Annotated in this window: 1 protein-coding gene; it reads left to right on the forward strand. The window is 69.7% G+C overall.

The window, feature by feature from the left end:
* Positions 1 to 270: 270 nt before the first annotated feature.
* On the forward strand, positions 271 to 1,092 hold an 822-nt coding region (locus AC08ON_RS16815; protein WP_476617316.1), incomplete at its 3' end, for a phosphatase PAP2 family protein.

Here is a 1,092-nt window from a genome sequence, read left to right on the forward strand (position 1 = left end):
GACGGGGACAGCCGGTCAGGGGGAGGAGTCGGGCGGGCGAGCAGGCGGTGAATTTCCGCCCGGGGGAGGTGTCGTAAACGACGGATCGGCCCGTGACGGTCGCGAACGGCTCATGCTGTTGAGTAAGGGTATGGAGAGCGAGCTGTCGAGACGCTCCGGCCCGTCGCGACGGTCGGTGCGCCGGTCCGTTCGCGCGTGCGGTCCTGCCCGAGGGCGTCGAGGCGCGCGGGCGCGGCGTCTCGCGCGGGTGCGACGTTCGAGAGGTGCATAGTGAGGCGCTTGCGCAACCAGACCACCGGCCTGCTGGTCTGGTGGGTCGAGGTGCTGATGCTGGTGATCCTGTACTACTCCTACACCGGCACCCGTGCCGTGGCCGACGCCTCCACCGGCGAGGCGATGCGGATGGGCCACGATCTCCTGCGCCTGGAGACCTTCCTGCATCTCGATCCCGAGCTCGGGCTCAACCGCTGGTTGCAGAGTGTACCGGTGCTGGCGGTCGTCTGTTGTTACTACTACGCGACGCTGCACTTCGTCGTGACGCCGGCCCTGCTGGTATGGATGCATCGTCGGCACCCCCCCCGGTACGCTCGGGCCCGCTGGACGCTGGTGATCACCACTCTGATCTGCCTGGTCGGGTTCTTCCTGTTCCCGACCGCCCCGCCCCGGTTGCTCACCGGCACGTCCTATGTCGACACCATGTCCCACTTCGAGGGCTGGGGATGGTGGAGCGGTAGCGCGAGCGCCGCCCCGGACGGGCTGGAGGGACTGACGAACCAGTACGCCGCGCTCCCGTCGCTGCACTGCGCATGGTCGTTGTGGTGCGGTTTCCTGCTGGTGCGCTTCGGGCGCCGACCGCTGGTCCGGGTGCTCGGCGCGCTTTATCCGGCGGCGACCCTGTTCGTCGTCATGTCGACGTCGAACCACTATCTCCTGGACGCGGTCGCCGGATGGGCGGTCCTGGGCGGCACCGCCGGTGCGGTCGCGCTCGTCGCCGGGTGGCGGTCCCGGGTCGGTTTCGTGGGGAGTGCCGCCGGGCAGCCTGCCGTGCCGGGAGTCGGATCGCAGCTTGCGCCGAACGCGCTGGCACCGGTG

It is taken from the genome of Frankia sp. CoWAU3 (genome assembly GCF_977971855.1).